General features: G+C 70.1%; 15 protein-coding genes. 9 read left to right on the top strand and 6 right to left on the bottom strand.

Features of this window, described 5'->3' with window-relative positions:
• Window positions 1-2: 2 nt before the first annotated feature.
• Together ectB and ectA are read right to left on the bottom strand one after the other, a co-directional pair.
• Window positions 3-1,268 (bottom strand): diaminobutyrate--2-oxoglutarate transaminase, encoded by a 1,266-nt coding sequence (gene ectB / locus NI17_RS22125; protein WP_068690409.1) that lies wholly within the window; start codon window positions 1,266-1,268, stop codon window positions 3-5.
• Window positions 1,269-1,321: 53 nt separating this feature from the next.
• Window positions 1,322-1,828, bottom strand: a complete 507-nt coding sequence (ectA, locus tag NI17_RS22120) for a diaminobutyrate acetyltransferase (protein ID WP_243597565.1) — start codon at window positions 1,826-1,828, stop codon at window positions 1,322-1,324.
• A 743-nt stretch (window positions 1,829-2,571) separates the two neighbouring features.
• Between ectA and NI17_RS22115 the strand changes: the two genes are divergently transcribed.
• The gene (locus NI17_RS22115; protein ID WP_084012535.1) at window positions 2,572-2,838 is read left to right on the top strand and encodes a WhiB family transcriptional regulator; all 267 of its coding nucleotides are present in this window, start codon (window positions 2,572-2,574) and stop codon (window positions 2,836-2,838) included.
• Between the two features lie 190 nt (window positions 2,839-3,028).
• Window positions 3,029-3,655 carry a copper resistance CopC family protein gene (locus NI17_RS22110; RefSeq protein WP_068690228.1) on the top strand — a complete coding sequence of 209 codons (627 nt, stop codon included), beginning with the start codon at window positions 3,029-3,031 and terminating at the stop codon, window positions 3,653-3,655.
• A 63-nt stretch (window positions 3,656-3,718) separates the two neighbouring features.
• Here the strand turns inward: NI17_RS22110 and NI17_RS22105 are convergent, their stop codons facing one another.
• Both NI17_RS22105 and NI17_RS22100 read right to left on the bottom strand, forming a co-directional pair.
• Complete coding sequence (locus NI17_RS22105) at window positions 3,719-4,483, bottom strand: PP2C family protein-serine/threonine phosphatase (protein WP_068690226.1); 765 nt, start codon at window positions 4,481-4,483, stop codon at window positions 3,719-3,721.
• Between the two features lie 445 nt (window positions 4,484-4,928).
• The gene (locus NI17_RS22100) at window positions 4,929-5,600 is read right to left on the bottom strand and encodes an SDR family oxidoreductase (RefSeq protein ID WP_068690224.1); all 672 of its coding nucleotides are present in this window, start codon (window positions 5,598-5,600) and stop codon (window positions 4,929-4,931) included.
• A 587-nt stretch (window positions 5,601-6,187) separates the two neighbouring features.
• Here NI17_RS22100 and NI17_RS22095 point away from each other — a divergent pair.
• Together NI17_RS22095 and NI17_RS22090 are read left to right on the top strand one after the other, a co-directional pair.
• Window positions 6,188-7,429: a glycosyltransferase gene (locus NI17_RS22095; RefSeq protein WP_068690222.1), complete on the top strand. Its 1,242-nt coding sequence runs from the start codon at window positions 6,188-6,190 to the stop codon at window positions 7,427-7,429.
• 67 nt (window positions 7,430-7,496) lie between these two features.
• Window positions 7,497-8,450: a sensor histidine kinase gene (locus tag NI17_RS22090; protein WP_170163078.1), complete on the top strand. Its 954-nt coding sequence runs from the start codon at window positions 7,497-7,499 to the stop codon at window positions 8,448-8,450.
• Window positions 8,451-8,540: 90 nt separating this feature from the next.
• On the opposite strand, the gene NI17_RS22085 is transcribed toward NI17_RS22090, so the two are convergent.
• Complete coding sequence (locus NI17_RS22085; protein ID WP_084012532.1) at window positions 8,541-8,900, bottom strand: STAS domain-containing protein; 360 nt, start codon at window positions 8,898-8,900, stop codon at window positions 8,541-8,543.
• Window positions 8,901-9,171: 271 nt separating this feature from the next.
• Window positions 9,172-9,924, bottom strand: a complete 753-nt coding sequence (locus NI17_RS22080) for an ANTAR domain-containing response regulator (protein WP_068690220.1) — start codon at window positions 9,922-9,924, stop codon at window positions 9,172-9,174.
• Between the two features lie 231 nt (window positions 9,925-10,155).
• Between NI17_RS22080 and NI17_RS22075 the strand changes: the two genes are divergently transcribed.
• The 5 genes from NI17_RS22075 (at window position 10,156) to NI17_RS22055 (ending at window position 15,218) form a co-directional block, all read left to right on the top strand.
• A complete protein-coding gene (locus tag NI17_RS22075) occupies window positions 10,156-11,310 on the top strand; it encodes a GAF domain-containing protein (RefSeq protein ID WP_068690217.1) in 1,155 nt (384 codons plus the stop codon).
• A gap of 116 nt (window positions 11,311-11,426) precedes the next feature.
• Window positions 11,427-12,398 (top strand): ABC transporter ATP-binding protein, encoded by a 972-nt coding sequence (locus tag NI17_RS22070; RefSeq protein WP_068690215.1) that lies wholly within the window; start codon window positions 11,427-11,429, stop codon window positions 12,396-12,398.
• Window positions 12,399-12,418: 20 nt separating this feature from the next.
• On the top strand, window positions 12,419-13,273 hold the full coding sequence (locus NI17_RS22065) for an ABC transporter permease (RefSeq protein ID WP_068690213.1): 855 nt from the start codon (window positions 12,419-12,421) through the stop codon (window positions 13,271-13,273).
• Between the two features lie 77 nt (window positions 13,274-13,350).
• A complete protein-coding gene (locus NI17_RS22060; protein ID WP_068690211.1) occupies window positions 13,351-14,616 on the top strand; it encodes a sensor histidine kinase in 1,266 nt (421 codons plus the stop codon).
• Entirely contained in the window at window positions 14,613-15,218 is a 606-nt protein-coding gene (locus NI17_RS22055) for a response regulator transcription factor (RefSeq protein ID WP_068690209.1), read from the top strand. The genes NI17_RS22060 and NI17_RS22055 overlap by 4 nt, the downstream gene beginning before the upstream one ends.
• Window positions 15,219-15,345 lie beyond the last annotated feature (127 nt).

The raw sequence follows: 15,345 nt of genomic DNA, 5'->3' as shown, positions 1-15,345 counted from the left end.
GGTCAGGCAGGTTGCGGCGTCTTGACCGCCGCGCGCACCGACTCGGCCAGAATCTCCAGCCCCTCCTCCAGTTCGGCGACGGAGGTGGTCAGCGGCGGCAGCAGTTTGGCGACCTCGTCCTGGGGTCCGGAGGTCTCCATGAGCAGGCCGCGCTCGAACGCCTCGGCGCACACCTGCTTGGCCTCACCCTCGTTGGGCAGCACCAGGCCGCGCGCCATGCCCCGGCCCCGCGTGCTCACCCCGGCCTCGGCGTGCTCGTCGGCGATCGCGCCGAGGCGCTCGCCGACGAGGTCACCCTTGGCGAGGGTCTCCTTCTGGAAGACCTCGTCGCGCCAGTAGGCGTTGAGCGCCACGGTGCCGGTCACGAAGGCCGGGTTGAAGCCTCGGAAGGTGCCGTTGTGCTCGCCGGGCTCCCACACGTCCAGTTCCCGCTTGAACAGGGTCAGCGCCAGCGGGAGACCGTAGCCGCTGATCGACTTGGACAGGGTGACGATGTCGGGGACGATCCCGGCCTCCTCGAAGCTGAAGAACGGGCCGGTGCGGCCGCACCCCATCTGGATGTCGTCGACGATGAGCAGGATGTCGTACTCCTGGCACAGTTCGGCCAGGCCGCGCAGCCACTTGGTGCTGGCCACGTTGATGCCGCCCTCGCCCTGGACGGTCTCCACGATGACGGCGGCGGGCTTGTCCAGGCCGCTTCCGCTGTCCTCCAGCAGGCTGCGCAGCCAGAGGAAGTCGGGGGTCTTGCCGTCCATGTAGTTGTCGAACGGCATGGTGGCGGCGTGGTTGAGCGGAACGCCCGCACCGCCGCGCTTCATGGAGTTGCCGGTGACGGCGAGCGCCCCCAGGGTCATGCCGTGGAAGCCGTTGGTGAAGCTGACGATGGTCTCACGCCCGGTGATCTTGCGGGCGAGTTTGAGTGCGGCCTCGACGGCGTTGTTGCCCGCGGGGCCGGGGAACTGCACCTTGTAGTCCAACCCCCGGGGTTTGAGGATCACCTCCTCGAAGGTGGTGAGGAAGTCGCGTTTGGCGACGGTGTAGGCGTCCAGGCTGTGGACGACGGAGTCACCGCTCAGGTAGTCGAGCAGTGCGGCCTTGAGGCGCGGGTTGTTGTGACCGTAGTTGAGCGATCCGGCTCCGGCGAAGAAGTCGAGGTAGTCGCGGCCGGAGTCGTCGTAGACGTGGCTGCCGCGCGCCTTGTCGAAGAGGGTGGGCCATCCCCGGCAGTAGCTGCGGACTTCGGACTCGAGGTGGGAGAAGGTTTCCAGCATGGGATTCTCCTTGATCTCCTTGGTGTCAAGGCATGGGTCGGCCGGCGCGGTCAGCGCAGCGGGCCGATGCGGACCAGATCCTCCGGGTCGTGCGGTTCGGGGACGTCCGAGGGAAAGTGCGCGCGCTCGAAGAGCGGTGTCCAGGAGAGTGGGGCCGACCGGTCGCGGGCGAACGAGGCGAACAGCGCCCGCGACGCCGTGTTGTCGGGGGTGACCGTGGCTTCGAGGTAGTGGACGCCGCGCTCGACGAGGCGGGAGCCGATACGGTCGAGCATTCTGCGGGCCAGGCGGCGGCCGCGGAACGCGGAGTCCACCGCGACCTGCCACAGGAAGTAGGTGTCGGGTGCTTCGGGGCGCACGTAGCCGGTGACGAATCCACGCAGCGCACCCGTGTCGTCACGGGCCACCAGCGAGGTGGCGGCGAAGTCGCGGCACCACAGGACGTACGCGTAGGGCGAGTTCACGTCCAGGCCGGAGCCGCGGGCCAACTGCCAGAGATGCCGCCCGTCGTCGAGGGAGGGCGGTTCCAGGGTCACGTCGCTGTCGTCGGATGACACAGCCGAATGCTTACAATCAGTGTCCGTACTATGTCGATCGGTCGCTGGTGTTTTTCGTCCAAGCACGTCGTAGGACCCTAGCGAACGTTTCTGAGCAGGATTTTCGCGCCAAGCGCGACATATGTTTCAGCGATGTTTCCATCGGGTAGGACAGGACTCTTTGCTCGCGGCCGCTACTTTGCGCCACCGGGTCCCCTCGCCGAAGCGACCCCTGCCGCCTTCTCTCTTCGACTGCTCACCAGGGGATACCGGGGAGCATCCCCGACTCCGCGGCCCCCTGCCGTGTGAACCGCCTCTCGTCAGGCTGCGCGTGGCACACGCGAACCTGAGAGAAATCCAAGAGAACTTTAAGGGTGACTTAGGTCACATGAATTCGGTGCAAAGGGCCAATCAATCAGGAACCGGGGTCCCCGCCGCGGCGGACCGCGGACACCGGGCCGCCCGCGGTCCGTCGCCCCGCCACAGGAGACGACGCACATGGTTGCACTTCTGTGACGCTTGGGGGAAATTTTCTCGGACTTTGCGTAGTACGACTATGCGTAGTACTACAATCGGTCGAGAGGCGCTGAGTCGTCTTCACACCTGTCGCCGCACGGACGGGTTCCTCGGTCACGTACGGCGACAACAGCCGCACAACGGCCCGCGGAGTCAGCCGTCCAACGACACACCCGCGACAGGGCCACGGTCCCCGACACTTTCGCCGGGGGGAGTCAGAGCCACGAGCCAGGGATCGGAGGCGCCTGGTGAACCGCCTTTACCACGAGAGCGAAGACTGGGTCCGGCAGGGAGCATGTCGCAACTACGACCCTGAGCTCTTCTTTCCGGTGAGCACGACCGGCCCCGGACGCGAAACCGTGGAACTCGCCAAGGCCATCTGCCGCAGCTGCGCTGTTCGCCAAGAATGCCTGCGGTGGGCGCTGCGAGCCGGTGAGGCGCACGGGGTATGGGGGGCGACCACCCCCGAGGAGCGCCGCTACCTGCGCAGGGAACTGCTGCCAGCGGCGAGCTGAATCCCTCGGAGGTCGCGCGGAAGCCGCCGGGAGTCAGGCCCGGCGGCTTTTGCGCGACCGGTCCCGTACCGGGGTATCACACTGGGTGACCGGGTAGCTTCGAAGGTGACGGACACCACTCGGCGGAGTGCCGCACGGCCCCCACGCGCACTCCGCGTCCCCTCGAGAAGACACCAGGAAGGTCCCGACGATGCCAGCCACATCCGCCCCGTCCTCCCGAAGCCTCCTCGGCGCACTGCTGACGTGTCTCACCCTCACACTGCTGCTGTCGGTCGGACTCGCTCCCGCCGCGCAGGCGCACAACACCCTGATCTCCTCGTCTCCCAAGGACGGAGCCACGCTCGACGCCCTTCCCGAGGAGGTGGTGCTGACCTTCAACGACGACGTCATCGAGGGCGGCAACGGGATCGTGGTGACCGGCCCCGACGGCGTCGACCACGCCGAGGGCGAGATCTCCGTCGACGGTCCGACGGCCTCCGTCGCGCTCGCCCCACTGTCCCAACCCGGCGAGTACACCATCGAGTACCGCATCGTCTCCGCGGACGGCCACCCGCTGTCGGACACCCTGACCTTCACTCTGGACGAGTCCGCTCTCCCCGACCCCGCCGAGGCCCGGCCCACCGCCGAAGCTCAGCCCACCGCAGAGGAAGCGGAGACGGAACCCGCCGACTCCGTCGAGGAGGAGGCCGCCACGGACCTCCGGTCACTCGCCGGGCCCTTCGCGCCGGTTCTGGGCGTCCTCGTGGCCATCGGCGGAATCGCGGTGATCGCCATCATCGTCATCCGGCTGCGTCGCCGCTCCGGCTCAGGGGAGTGATCCCGGGAGACGCCCCCTCCCGTCCCCGTCGGAGGGGGTGTCCTCGGTGCGGCGAGGTGACGGTCAGGAGTGGCGGCGCACCAGCAGGATGCTGATGTTGTCCCGCCCGGAGGCGTTCATCGCCGCTTTCCACAGGTTGTAGACGGCGATGTTGTCGTCGCCGGCCTCGGCGATGATGCGCTCCATCTCCTCCAGCGAGACGAGGTCGGAGAGCCCGTCACTGCACATCAGCCAGGCGCCCGGTCCCGGCTCGGTGTCCTGGCCCACGTGCGGGACCATGGCGGTGTTTCCGCTGCCGCCCAGCGACTGGGTGATGTAGTTCGTCGTGACCGGACGGCCGTCCTCCGAGGGCGGCAGCACCGGGGAGTCGTCCTCCGACAGTTGGATCAGCCGGGAGTCCTGCAGCCGGTAGGTGCGGGAGTCGCCGACGTTGAACCAGTAGTTCGCGTCGGGGGTCAGCAGCACTCCCGCGACCGTGGTGCCCATCCCCGAGAACTCCACGTGCTGGCCGGCGTGCTCCTTGATCTCGTCGTCGATGTGTTTGAGCAGCAGGTCCACCGAGTCGGGACCGGTCAACTGGGGGCCGCTCTCGGCCATTCGATGCACCGCGTGCTCAGAGGCGATCTCTCCCGCGGCGTGCCCTCCCAGGCCGTCGGCGACCGCGATGATGACGGGGTCAGCTATGGGCAGCCAGCAGTGTGCCGGTGCGTTCATCTCGGCGCCCGCGACCGTGAGCGCGCCCATGACCACGGCGTCCTCATTGGCCTGGCGGACAGCGCCTCTGTGCGTGAGGACCGTGACCTCGACTGCCCCACGAGCCACACCCATGCGCCCTACCTCCTGTTCATCGGCATTGACAGCCGAACAGTGCCAAGCGGCGCCTCAACCGGACGGCAGCCGAGGCGCGTTGATCATGTAACCGTACCGATGGACGGTCGGCCGTGGTCAAAATCCGTGTCCATCATGGCGGAAATCGCGTTGGTGCGCAGTCCCCCGACACCGGTTACCTCTGTGGTCTCGTCCCTCCGGTGGTGCTCCACCACTCCCCGGGACATCGCCGTCCTCCTCGCCGCCTCCGGCCGGCGTACTGTCCGGCGGTGCCCCACCCGGAAGAGTGCGGGACCCGCGGGGCCGCTCAGCTCCCTACGGGTGGTGTGATGCCCGACCGGACACGGTGGTTCACCCCTTTGGAGGATGTTTTCCGGTTTCTCGCCGCTTCGGGGCGTCCCATTCCCTCCCGGCGGAGCGTGTCGTCGGCCGCCCGGCGCCTCCGCTACAGCGGACGCCGTGCCTTCGGGACGGCGAGCACCGCTCCGGTGTCCGCCCCCGGAGCCGCGGTCGCCAGGTCGAGGTAGGCCCGGGCCGTCTGGTAGGGGTCCTCCGCCCCGTCGCAGACCAGGCAGTTGATCGCGATGCCACGTTCCCGCATCGGCGCGGCGAGCGAGCGCGCCAGGCTCATCACCCCCGCCGCTCCCGCCGCGTGTCCCACGCGTCCCGCGGAGCCGCGACGCCCCGTGCTGTGGGAGGTCACCACCATCGCCGCCCCCTTCGGCATGTACACCGCGGACGCCTGGACCAGCCAGAACGTCGCCATGACGGAGGTGCGCAGACAGTTCTCCAGCCCCGGCGTGTCGACCTCCGCCACCGTCTCGCTGGGCGGAAGGGAGTCGCCGCAGGTCACCAGCAGGTCGACACCGCCGAACTCCAGCGCCGTGTAGGCCACCGCCCTGCGGCAGGCGTCCTCGTCGTCCAGTTCGCAGCGCAGCGGCAGCGTGTGCGCGCCCAGATCGGCCAGCAGAGCGGCGGTGGCCAGTACCTCGGGTCCGGTGTGCGGCACGGTTGTCCACCCCTCCCGAGCACGGGACCGGTCCGTGCTCTCGGCGGCCGTTCCGGGTCCGGCCACCGCGACCGCCGCGCCCTCCTTGGCCAGGGTCGCGGCGACCACCCTTCCCACTCCTTCTTCGGGGGCGAAACGTCCCACCACCAGAGCCCGTCTGTCCCGTAGTCGCCCCGTGCCCACGTATTCGGGGATCGGGTCGGCGCCTACCGGCTCAGTAGTCACCGTCCGGAACCAGGCCGGAAGCCACCGCTCCATGAACCCTCCTGCCTTCCAATTCCTGCCGTCGTTACCTTCCCAAAGCGCGTGCCCTCCTCTGAACAGGACAAACACGGGCTCCATCGAGCCGCTCCGCCCGGAGGAGCATCGCCAGGGGTTGTCGCTCCCCCTCTCATCTGGCAGAATTACCGGCGTTGGGTGTCTAAGACGCAGACACACCTTCGCCTTTGTGCGCTCGCACCTGGCTGTGGCCAGTGGTTCTGGACGAGCGCTTTTTGTGTTTCTCCCAATGGCCAAAGGTGTGATCCGTATGCGTCTGCCCTCTTCTGTTTTCTCGTTCCACCGCACGAGTCATCGCCCGTCCGGGCTCCTGTCAGCATGCCCTTCCCGTGTTCTGCCCGGCACGGGTCTCTTCGTCATCGCCGCATGGCAGTGAAGACCAGGCATGCCAGGCCGCCATCGATGAGGAGTCGCACGTGAAGATCGCCCTAGTCTCTGAGCACGCCACCCCGATCCCCGCACACAAGGGTGAGCCCACCGACGGTGAGAGCCTGCACCTGTGCCATCTGGCCCGCAACCTGGCCCGGATGGGGCACCGGGTCACCGTCTACACACGGTGTACCGATCCGCGGATCAGTGAACGCACCCGCATGGGACGCGGCGTGGCCGTCGAACCCGTGGTCTCGGGTCCCCAGCGGCCGCTGCGGGAGGAGGAGTACCCGGAGCACACCGGCGCCTTCGCCCGGGGACTGACCGACCTGCTCCGCGCCGACGTCCCCGACGTCGTGCACGCGTTCGGCTGGAGCAGTGGACTGGCGGCGCTGGCCGCCACGCGCGACCGTGAACACAACATCCCCGTCGTACAGACCTTCCACTCGCTGGGCATCAGCGAACAGCGCGTGGGCCTGCCCGCCAGCCCCCAACGGGTCCGACTCGAGGCCGCCCTGGCCCAGCGCGCCGGAGCGGTGCTGGTCAACTCCGCCGACCAGCACTTCGAACTGGCCCGGATGGGAGTGCCGCGCGGCCATGTCAGCGTCGTCCCCTACGGGGTGGACGTCGATCACTTCACCGCCGAGGGGAGCGCCCACGGGCCGTGGCAGCGTCGACGCTCCACCACCGACCAGCAGTTGCGGATCATCGCCGTCACCCGACTGGACCCGCTGGGCGGGGCCGACGCGCTGGTCGACATGATGACGCGGGTGCCCGACGGGGAACTGCTCATCGTCGGCGGCCCCGACACCGAACACCTGGCGATCGACCCGGACGCCAACCGGCTGGAGCGGCGCGCCAAGGAGGCGGGGGTCAACGACCGCGTCACCCTCACCGGAGCGGTCAGCCGCAGGGAACTTCCCCGGCTGCTGCGGTCGGCCGACGTGTTCGTGTCCACCACCGCCTACGATCCCTACGGCGGGGCCGTCCTGGAGGCCATGTCCTGCGGGCTTCCGGTCGTGGCGCGCGCGGTCGGCAGTGTGACCGGCGCCATGGTCGACGGCACCACCGGTGTGCTGCTCCGTTCGTCCCGCCCCGAGGCGCTGGCCCGTGCCCTGCGCCAACTGGCGTCCGACACCACCCAGCGCACCGCCTACGGAATCGCCGGCACCGACCGCGCCGTCTCCCGCTTCAAGTGGCCCCGGGTGGCGGCGGAGACCGAGCGGGTCTACAGTCGGCTGCTGCCGACGGCACCCGGTATGCCCCTCGCCGCCGGGGATGATGCATAGTAGCCCCAGGTACGACACAGAACCACCAGCCGTTCTCGGAAGAGAGGTACCGGCACCGGACAATGGCATGACAGCGCGGATCGAGAAGAAGGAGACCCGGCCTGTGGAGTTCGTCCACACCGGCCTGGTCTCCCATTCCCTCCACGGGCTGACCGCCCTGGTCGTGCCGATGGTCCGGGCCGCGGTGAGCGGAGGGGACCGCGTCCTTGTCGCCCTCGGCGAGGACGAGGAGAAGGCCCTGCGCACGGGCCTGTCCCCTCCGCTGCGGCAGGACGTGGAGTTCCTGTCCCGGTCGTCCTTCTACAGCACACCGGGGCGGACTCTGGCCGCACTGCGCCGACTCGCGAACTCCGCCCCCGGGCGTCGGCTCACCGTCGTGGGCCAGCCGCCCCTGCCGGAGGAGGACCCGCTGGCCCTGCGCGAGTGGCGCCTGCTGGACTCGGTGCTGAACATGGCACTGGCCCGCCACCCGATCCAACTGTTGTGCGTGCACGACGCCCGCCGGTTGTCCGGACCGGTCCGGGACGGAGTGTGGCACACCCACCCCACGGTGATCACCGACAACGGCCGCCGTCCCGGCCTTCGCTACCGCGACCCCGAGGAGTTGGGGGCGGAGGTCGCCGCCCATCCCCTGCCGCCACCCCAGGAGCCGGTGCACCGGGTCAGGATCTCCGCTGACCTTCCCGCGGTACGCGACGAGGTGGCCCGGCTCGCCGATCGGCTGGAGGTTCCCGGCGTGTTGGCGAACGACCTGGTGGTGGCGGTCAACGAACTGGTCGCGAACGTACTGGAGCACGGGGCGGGCAAGGGAGCGGTCACCCTGTGGCGCCAGGACGGGCGGATCGTCTGCGACGTGTTCGACGAGGCCGGACAGTTGACCGACCCGCTCAGCGGCTACCGGACGAGCAACGAGTTGAGCACACGCGGATACGGCCTGTGGATCACCCGTCAGATGTGCGACTTCATGGAGGTGCGCGGCGGCACCGAGGGGTCGCTGGTGCGTATGCACTTCAGGCTGTGAGCCGCGTCTCCCCGGCGGCCGCCCACGGGGCCGGGGACGCGCGCCCCGGGGAGAGGAGGACCGCCTCGCCCCGGCACGCCCATCCGACTCCTAGACCGCGGCCACCGCTTTGACGGCGCGCCCCAGATCCTCCTCGATCGTGATCACCTGGTCGATTCCCGCGATCACGAACAACCGCTGCACCGCTCCCCGGGGAGAGGCCACGGCCATGCCGATGCCCCGGTCCCGGGCCTGCCGGTAGCTGGCGACCAGCACACCGATGCACCGGGAGTCGCAGAACTCCACCTCCGAGAAGTCCACGACGACGCCCTGGCAGGGCTCCACCGTGCCGAGGTAGCCCTCGAGCACGTTGGCCAGCGCAGGGGAGGTGATGGCGTCCAGGTCCCCCTTGGGGGTGACCACGACCACGTCTCCCTCAGTCCTGGTCGTAATGCCGAATTCCGCGCTCACATCTCTCGCTTACTTGACCGCCGCGCTGTCGCGGCACCCGATGGACCTCACAACTCCTGGAATGAGGGCGCAGGAGGCGCCAGTCCGGGCTTCCTGCGGCAACCTTAGCGCCAGAACCTCATGTGAAACAGATTCACAGTTATGCTTTGACCACTCCGATACCGTCAGCACATCCTCATTCTCAGTGATCTCACTTTCGGGAAAATCGGCGGCCGCACGGAGGCCGCCTCTTCCGGGCTACCGGGGTGAACCGGTTCGCTTTCCGCGGCTCTCACCGGCGGTGACCGTTGCTCGTGACCTGCTCCGCCATCAGCCGTCGGGCCACGTCGGCGACCTTCATGCCGTTGCGCTGGGCCACCCGCCGCAACTCGTCGAACGCCTGCTGGGAGGTGAGCCCGCGAGCGTGCATGAGGATCCCCTTGGCCTGGTCGATGACGGTGCGGGCGGACATGGCCCGGCGCATGTGTACCGCCTCCCGCACGGCGGCGGCGTCACGGCCGAGACTGCGCAGAGTGGTCACGGTGTGCTCGGCGAGCATCGCCAGCGGCGGAACCACCTCCTCGGGATCGAACCGACGCGCCCGACAGGAGTGCACCCCGAAAGTCAGGATCTCGCCGTCCAGGTCACACGGGTAGGTGACCGACGACCGATCCCCGCACTGCACGGCCATGCTGGTATAGGCCGGCCACCGGTCGTCGCGGAGACTGTCCTCGACGACGACCGTGCTGCGCTCCCGCACCGCGTGGACGGTCGGTCCCTGGTCGGTGGTGTACTGGTACTCGAACGCCTTGGCGAGGTCGGAATGGGACGCGGCGTAGTCCACGACGACGTGCCGCCCCCACAGTTCGGCGTTGGGATCGTGCTCCTCCGGACGCGTGTCGCGCCAGACCACCACGAGCGCCGCCGAACAGCCCGGGACATGCCGCGACGTCAGGAGACTGACCTGGTCGAGCGCACGGTCGCGGGTTCCCTCCACGCTCTGGGCCAACGCACCGATGTCCCGTGCCAGCCGCTCGACCCACATCGCTCTCCGGCCCCTTTCCCCCACGCGGGAGGCAGCGTTTCCCGCCCGCTGACTCCACAGTAGCTACCGCAGGCACCAGCACGTCATTCCTGTCGTTTTTGGGCAATTAGCTGCTGTTTCAACCGCGTTCCCGGCAAGATGCTCCCAATAGGCGGGACGTTCCGGCGTGCGGCTCCATGGGCTAGCGTCGATTCTGCCGGAACCTCCGGAACCAAGTCAGGAGCTGTCAGCTTGCCGGAACATCTCGCGAAGTTGGAACACGCGATCGCGGACCTGCACGACCGGGTCGCCGCGCTGCGAGCCACGCATGTGATGTATCCAGACGACGCCGCGACGACCGCCGAGGCCGCGCTCGCCGAACTGGGGTTCGCCGAGCGGCTGCTGCGGGAGTGCGAGGAACGGTTGGCCGCCCTGATCGGCCCGGCCACCAGCCGCCGCAGCGATGACGAGCGGACGCTGTTGCGCGCCGTGTTCAACGAACTCAGCATCCCCGTGGTCCTGCTCGACCACGGAGGCTACATCCGCAGGATCAACGCCATAGGCGCGGAACGGCTGGGCAGCACCCCCGGTTATCTGACCGGCAAACCGTTCTCGATCTTCGTGGACCTGCGGTCGCGCGCGGCCATGCGCAGTTGGCAGGCGGCCGTGCTGCAGAGCGGGGAGACCGTGTCGTTCGACTCGCGGTTGGCCCGGCGCGGCTACGTCGAGGACGTCCGGCTGACCGTGAGCCGGCTGACCGTGCCGAGCGAGCCCAATCCGCTGCTGCTGGTGGCGATGTCCCCTCCGCTGCGCACCAGCGAGGACTCCGGTCCCGCACCGCTGGAGACCGAGGTCGAGGACCAGGTGGTGGTGCTCGCCGCGCGCCGGCTGGACGTGCTGACCCGGATGACGAGACTGCTGCTGCGCAGCGCGGGCCCGGGAGGCGACCACCCGCCGCTGGTCCTCGACAAGGCGGCCGAACTGCTCGCCGACTCCTACGCCGACTGGGTGATCATCGACCTGTGCGACGCACCCGGCGGTCCCGACCGGGTCCGGCGCGCCGTCGTGGCCGGTCCGCCGAACTCCGAGTTGAGCGAACTGGTACGCGCCCTCGACGCGGGAGCCGCGGAGATCCCCCGCTCCGTCCTCGCCCAGGGCAAGGCCGTGCTGCGGCAGCTCATCGACGACGAGACGCTGCTCGGCCGCACACCCGGCGGCATACCGGTGCTGAGCGCCCTGAACGCGGGCTCTCTGCTGAGCGTGCCCCTCCACGGCAGCCAGGGGGTGGGCGGCGCCCTCACGCTGATCCGCCGCAGCAACCGCAACTCCTTCCGGCTGGCCGACCAGGGCCTGCTCGAGGAGATCGGGGAGCACATCGGCCTGGCGCTGCCGTCGCACCGCTGCTGAACCGGGACGCTCCGGCCCCGGCATGACGGTCATCATGCCGGGGCCGTGGATTCCTCACGGCCGTCCGGTGACGGCCGCGTCTGCCCCGCCCCGCCGTGTTCTGTGAACCTGAGGACATGACAACGCCACACCATGAGGGCGCCGCCGCGGTCAGTGTCCGGAACCTGCGCCAGTCCTACGGGAACTTCGAAGCCGTCCGGGGCGTCTCGTTCACGGTCGCCCCCGGCGAGCTCTTCGCACTCCTGGGCACCAACGGGGCGGGCAAGACCACCACCGTCGAAACCCTCGAAGGGTTCCGCCGACCCTCCGGAGGGTCGGTCCGGGTCTTCGGGACCGACCCGTTCGGCCAGCCCGCCGCGCTGCGTCCGCGCGTCAACGCGGTGCTCCAGCACAGCGGGGTGTTCGAGGAACTCACCGTCGCCGAGACCGTCGAGCTGGCCCGGGACCTGGCCGCCGACCCGCTGGACACCGCCACGGTGCTGGACATGGTCAGCCTGGCCGACAAGGCCGGGGTCACCGTCCGCAGACTGTCGGGCGGACAGAAGCGCCGCCTCGACCTGGGGCTGGCCGTCCTGACCCGCCCCGAGGTGCTCTTCCTGGACGAGCCCACCACCGGCATGGACCCGGAGATGCGCCGCGAGACCTGGAAGATCATCAACGGCCAGGTGGCCGAGGGGGTCGCGGTGCTGCTCACCACCCACTACCTGGAGGAGGCGGAACGGCTCGCCGACCGGCTCGCCATCATGCACCAGGGCGAGATCCGGGTCGAGGGCACGCCCAGCGAGGTCGTCGCCGGATGGGGCGACCGGATCGGCTTCCGGCTCCCCGCCCACATCCGCTCCGAGGAGCTGCCCCGGCTGCCCGACGCCGAACTCGCCATCGACGTCCGCGAGGGCGACCCGTGGGCGGTCTACACGGTCACCGGGTCCGACGTCGCCTCCCGCGCGCACCGGGCGCTCGCCCCGCTGCTGGCCTGGGCCGAGGAGCGTTCGCTCACCCTGGAGCGGCTGGAGCTGCGCTCGGCCTCCCTGGAGGACGTGTTCCTCTCCGTCGCCAGCGGCGACCTCGCCGACCTGCCCGGCCACTGAACTCCCGAAGGAGACCTCCTGTGACGACCTCGACCCCCCGGTCCGCGGCCCCGACCGCGCGGACACCGCGCGCCCCCGTGAGCGTCCTGCGGCAGACCCTGCGCCTGACCCGCACCGAGTTCACCCTCTTCTACCGGTACCGGATGGCCCTCTACGTCGCGGTGCTCCCCGCGATCTTCCTGCTTCCCCTCGCCGTCGGCGAGCCCACCGAGGTGCTGCCCGGCGTGGACACCGCGGCGCTGTCGCTCACCCGGTTCTTCGCGCTGGCCGCGATGACGGTCGGCGTGGCGCACGTCTCCAACGTCTACGCGGCGCGCCGTGAGCAACTGGTGCTCAAGCGCTTCCGGGTCTCGGGGGTGCCCCCGGTGGCGCTGTTCGGCGCCACGACCCTGTCGGTGCTCGGCGTCGTCGCGGTGCAGTCCGCGGCGGTCGTGGCCTTCCTGGGCGCGACGGAGAGCACACTGCCGACCGCCCCGGTCCTGCTGGTGCTGTCCATCGTGCTGATCACCGTTGTCATGTCGCTGCTGGGCGCGTTCATCACCCGGTTCGCGCGCAACGCCGAGAGCGCGCAGATGATCTCGATGGTGCCGTTCCTGCTCCTGCTCGCGGTCAGCGGCTTCTTCGTCCCGCTGGAGATCCTGCCCGACGGAGTGGCGCTCGCTCTCGGCCTCCTGCCGATGGTCCCGGCCATCGAGGTGGCCCAGTCCGCCTACTTCGGCTACGACCTCTTCGGCGGGGTCGACGGCGCCGAACGGGCCACGGGCCTGGACCTGTGGCTGGCGGCCGCGCCCTCCCTGCTCGTCCTGGCCGCCTGGACCGCGGTCATGGTCGTCCTGCTGCGCTCCTTCCAGTGGGACCCGCGCACCTCCCGGTGACCGGGACGGGCGGTGCGCGCCGGGGAGGACGGACTCCGGCGCGCACCGCCGTTACTCTTCCCGAGAAGGGAGGTTCGATGCCTCGACCACGGAACTCGGACGTGTCGGCCGTACCGTCGGCCGACGACCGGAGCATGCGGCGGCTGCGCTTCTCCCGCAAGGTGGTGGTCAGCTCCTTCTTCCTCGTGTCGGTCATGATCGTGTCGCTGGGCGGTCTGTACGTGGTCTCCTCCGCGGGCGACGACACGTCCCCGGGCGTCCTCGGACCGCTCGGTGTGGGCCCACGCTGGTCCGCCGTCATCGCCCTCATGGTCACGGTGGCGCTGGCGTGGCTGACGCTGCGGCTGGTCGGCTCCCGACTGGACCGGCCCCCGGCCCGCCCCGACGCGGTCCTCTACGGCTCCTTCGGGCTGCTCCTCGCGCTCTTCGCCGTGATGGACGCGACCACGTGGTCGCTGATGATCGCGGCGCTGTGGTGGTCGATCGCGGCCCTGGTGACCACGCGCCGCAGAATCGCGGGCTTCACCCTGGTGCTGGTGGCGCTCCTGGCCGTGCGCCTGGCCTTCCTGCCCGCCCCGGACGCGCTGCTGGTCGCGGTGGTCGCCGGGTACACCTGCTTCCTGGCGGTGCTGTTCCTGGTGTGCAACCTCGCGGTGCTGTGGCTGTGGGAGATCGCGCGCGAGGCCACGCTCGCCCGTGAGGCCCGGGCCAGGCTCGCCGTCAGCGAGGAGCGGCTGCGGTTCGCCCGGGACATGCACGACCTGCTCGGCCACAGCCTGTCCGGTATCGCGGTCAAGAGCGAGCTGGCGGCACGGCTGGCCGAGCGCGACCCCGGGCGCGCCGCCGTGGAGATGGCGGAGGTGCAGCGGATCGCCAGGGAGGCGCTGCGTGAAGTGCGCACCGCCGTCAGCGGCTACCGGAACGTGGATCTGGCCGACGAACTGGCGAGCGTGCGGTCCGTGCTCACCGCGGCGGGCGTCCACACGACCGTGACCGGCGGCCACGCGGCACTGCCCGAGGAGCTGCGGCCCCTGGCCGCGTGGATCGCCCGCGAGGGCGCCACGAACGTGCTGCGGCACAGCAGCGCCCGGCGCTGCGACATCACCCTGGCCGAACAGGACCGCGCCTGCGTGGTGGAGGTGTACAACGACGGGGTGCGTCCGGGGCGGGCCGCGGTGTTCGGCAACGGGCTGACCGGCCTGTCCGAGCGGACCGCGACGGTCGGCGGTACGCTCTCGGCGGCGGGCACCGACGACGGCGGATTCCTGCTGCGCGCCGTGTTTCCGGTGCGCGGCGACGCCTCCCCGCGGCAGGGGGCGGAAGCGAAGGAGGTGGCCACGTGATCCGCGTCGTCCTCGCCGACGACGAGCGGCTGGTCCGGGGAGCCATCGCCGCGCTGCTCGGCCTGGAGGAGGATCTGGAGGTCGTCGCCGAGGTGGGCCGCGGGGACGAGGTCGTGGCCGCCGTGACCGCGCACCGCGCGGACATCGCCGTCCTGGACGTCGAGATGCCCGGGGCCACCGGGCTGGAGGTCGCCGCCGAACTGCGGGACGCGGTTCCCTCCTGCGGCATCCTCGTCCTCACCAGTTTCGGCCGCCCCGGTTACCTGCGTCGCGCGCTGGCGGCCGGGGCCCGTGGCTTCCTCGCCAAGGACGCCCCCGTCGACCAGCTCGCCGGAGCCATCCGCACGGTGCACGCGGGGGGCCGCTCCATCGACTCCGAACTCGCCGCCACCGCGATGACGTCCGGGGAGAACCCGCTGACCGCGAGGGAGACCGACGTGCTCCGCGCCGCCGCCACCGGGGCCTCGGCCGCGGCCATCGCCCGCACCCTGCACCTGAGCGAGGGCACCGTGCGCAACTACCTGTCCAGCGCCATCACCAAGACGGGCGCGGCCAACCGCATCGCGGCGATCCGGAAGGCCGACGAGATGGGCTGGCTGTGAGCCGACCCCGTCGGCGCCCCGGCTGTTTCACCGGTCGCTTCCACGGGTAGGCGCTGCGCTCGGATCTCCTTCCGCCGTTCCCGGCGGGAGCCGTGTCGAGACCGTGGCACCGGAGGGAGCAGGGCTT

It is taken from the genome of Thermobifida halotolerans (assembly GCF_003574835.2).
Taxonomy (GTDB): domain Bacteria; phylum Actinomycetota; class Actinomycetes; order Streptosporangiales; family Streptosporangiaceae; genus Thermobifida; species Thermobifida halotolerans.
Note: the sequence above shows the minus strand (reverse complement) of the source record. Positions and strands in the feature narration are given on the sequence as shown.

What these genes read in the sequence shown, in the direction of transcription:
- NI17_RS22110 (WP_068690228.1), top strand. Translation starts at nt 3,029, where the DNA reads ATGCCAGCCACATCCGCCCCGTCCTCCCGAAGCCTCCTCGGCGCACTG.
- NI17_RS22105 (WP_068690226.1), bottom strand. Translation starts at nt 4,483, where the DNA reads ATGGGTGTGGCTCGTGGGGCAGTCGAGGTCACGGTCCTCACGCACAGA.
- NI17_RS22090 (WP_170163078.1), top strand. Translation starts at nt 7,497, where the DNA reads ATGACAGCGCGGATCGAGAAGAAGGAGACCCGGCCTGTGGAGTTCGTC.
- NI17_RS22080 (WP_068690220.1), bottom strand. Translation starts at nt 9,924, where the DNA reads ATGTGGGTCGAGCGGCTGGCACGGGACATCGGTGCGTTGGCCCAGAGC.
- NI17_RS22070 (WP_068690215.1), top strand. Translation starts at nt 11,427, where the DNA reads ATGACAACGCCACACCATGAGGGCGCCGCCGCGGTCAGTGTCCGGAAC.
- NI17_RS22060 (WP_068690211.1), top strand. Translation starts at nt 13,351, where the DNA reads ATGCCTCGACCACGGAACTCGGACGTGTCGGCCGTACCGTCGGCCGAC.